This window comes from Nocardioides sp. P5_C9_2 (assembly GCF_054049555.1).
This window is the reverse complement of sequence record NZ_JBFUMD010000545.1, coordinates 1-2,389: the sequence shown is the minus strand read 5'-3', so window position 1 is coordinate 2,389 and position 2,389 is coordinate 1. Positions and strand designations below refer to the sequence as shown.

General features: G+C 74.1%; 3 protein-coding genes. 2 read left to right on the top strand and 1 reads right to left on the bottom strand.

Going from position 1 to position 2,389, the window contains the following annotated elements:
- Positions 1-348 (bottom strand): hypothetical protein (locus ACXJKL_RS19400; RefSeq protein ID WP_457208637.1); only part of this gene is annotated, 348 nt, incomplete at its 3' end.
- A gap of 71 nt (positions 349-419) precedes the next feature.
- Here ACXJKL_RS19400 and ACXJKL_RS19395 point away from each other — a divergent pair.
- Both ACXJKL_RS19395 and ACXJKL_RS19390 read left to right on the top strand, forming a co-directional pair.
- Complete coding sequence (locus tag ACXJKL_RS19395; protein WP_457208636.1) at positions 420-1,424, top strand: AAA family ATPase; 1,005 nt, start codon at positions 420-422, stop codon at positions 1,422-1,424.
- Positions 1,425-1,435: 11 nt separating this feature from the next.
- The coding region (locus tag ACXJKL_RS19390; protein WP_457208635.1) for a DUF58 domain-containing protein at positions 1,436-2,389 on the top strand (954 nt) is incomplete at its 3' end.

The window sequence follows — 2,389 nt, the reverse complement described above, 5'->3', positions numbered from 1 at the left end:
CTCCCGGGGCGCCCGCTCCCAGTAGTCGGTGCGGTCCCGCACGAGGTCGTCGCTGGTCAGGTCGGGCACCCCGAGGGCACGCCGGGAGGCGTCGAAGTCGGTCACCGTCACCAGGGTCGCGTCGGCGGGGACCAGCGAGAGGGCCGCCTGCCCGGCGGGCAGCGAGTCGTCGGTGCCGTACGCCGGGACGGTCGGCTCCGGGGCCTCGGCCAGCGCCTGCGGCGTGGGTCGCGGCTCGTCGCCGCATCCCCCGAGGAGCAGCGGCAGGACCACCACCAGCCCGGTCAGCCGGGTCGTCGTACGACGCGGGAGGCGCGTGCAGGCGCGCGACCGGGGGCTGGATGACACGGCCAGAGTCTGCCACTGCGCCCCCAGCCGGCCCGCGCCCGCGTACCCTTCGCCCAGACGGAGAGGCGGACATGACTGACACCCACGCGACGGCGGTCGACGGCAGCACCGGATCGATCACCGCGCACGAGGCGGAGTGGTTCAGCCGCACCTTCACCCAGGTCGCCGACCACATGGGTCGTGCCGTCCTCGGCAAGGACCACGTCGTCCGCCTCGCCCTCACCTGCCTGGTCTCCGAGGGCCACCTGCTGCTCGAGGACCTGCCCGGCACCGGCAAGACGATGCTGGCGCGCGCGCTGTCCAACACCATCGAGGGCAGCCACGCGCGGATCCAGTTCACGCCCGACCTGCTGCCCACCGACGTCACCGGCGTGACGGTCTACGACCAGCACAAGGGCACCTTCGACTTCCACCGTGGCCCGATCTTCCACGACATCGTGCTGGCCGACGAGATCAACCGGGCCTCGCCCAAGACGCAGTCGGCCCTGCTCGAGGTGATGGAGGAGGGGCACGTGACCGTCGACGGGATCACCCACGACGTGCCGCGGCCCTTCATGGTCATCGCCACCCAGAACCCCATCGAGCAGGCCGGCACCTACCGGCTGCCCGAGGCCCAGCTCGACCGCTTCCTCATGAAGACGTCCGTCGGCTACCCCGACGCCGACGCCACCGAGGAGCTGCTGCTCGGCTCGGCGGTGCGCGACCGCGCCTCCCTGGTCGCCCCCGTCGTCTCCCTCGAGGTCGTCTCCGAGCTCACCCGGGTCGCCGGTGAGGTGTACGTCGACCGTGCCGTCGTGCGCTACGTGCGCCAGCTCGCGGAGGCCAGCCGTGAGCTCCAGCACGTGAAGATGGGCCTGTCCGCCCGCGGCTGCCTGGCCTTCATCCGGGTGGCCAAGACGTGGGCCGCGGCCGACGGCCGGACCACGGTGATCCCCGGCGACATCACCGCCCTGGCCACCCCGGTGCTCTGCCACCGGCTGCTGCTCGACCCGCAGGCGGCGTTCAACGGCGTCTCGGTCGACGACGTGATCGAGCGGCTGCTCGAGTCGGTCGAGCCCCCGACCTACCGCGGCTGAGAGTGCCCGTCGTGCTGTCGCGCGCGCTCGCGGTCCTGCGGGTCCCCACGCCCACCGGGCGTGCCGTGCTGCTCCTGGGGCTCGCGGCGTACGCCGGTTCCACGTGGGGGGGCCTCGTCGAGCTGCGTCTCGTGGCGGTGATGTGCCTCGGTGTCCTGCTCGCGTCCGTGCCCTGGCTGCTGGTGCCGATGCGGGTCGACGCCGACCTGCGGCTCCGCCCGCCGCGGACGACCGCCGGCGAGGCCGTCGAGGCATCCCTCACCGCCACCAACCGGGGCAGCCTGCCGCTGTGGCAGCCGCTGCTGCGGGTGCCTGTCGGGGACCGCGAGTCGTGGGTCCGGATGCCGTCCCTCGACCGCGGGGCCACCGAGCGGGCGGAGGTGCTCGTCGACGACCTCGCCCGGGGCGTCCTGCAGGTGGGACCGGCCACCGCGATCCGCTCCGATCCGATGGGACTGCTGCACCGGCCGGTGCGCTGGGGGCCGGCCCGTGAGCTCTTCGTGCGCCCGGCGATGGTGGTGGTGCCGAGCCTGGGCGCCGGGCGGGTGCGCGACCTCGAGGGCACGCCGAGCGACCGGGTGTCGATGAGCGACCTGGCCTTCCACGCGCTGCGGGAGTACGTCCCCGGCGACGACCTGCGTCACGTGCACTGGCGCTCCTCGGCCCGCGCCGGTGAGCTGCTCGTCCGGCAGTACCACGACACCCGCCGCAACCACGCGACCGTGGTGGTGGACGCCGACCCCGCGGCCTACCCCACCGTCGAGGGCTTCGAGCTCGCGGCCTCGGTGGCGGCGTCCCTGCTGATGTGCGCCGCCCGGGAGGAGTACGAGGTGACCCTGGCGTGCGGCAGCGTGCGGCTGACCGCGCTCCCGGCTCCCTCCGTGCTCGACGGCACCTGCCGGATCGACCCCGAGCCCGGCACCGCGACGGTGAGCGAGCAGGTGGGCACCGCGCTGGCCCTCGCG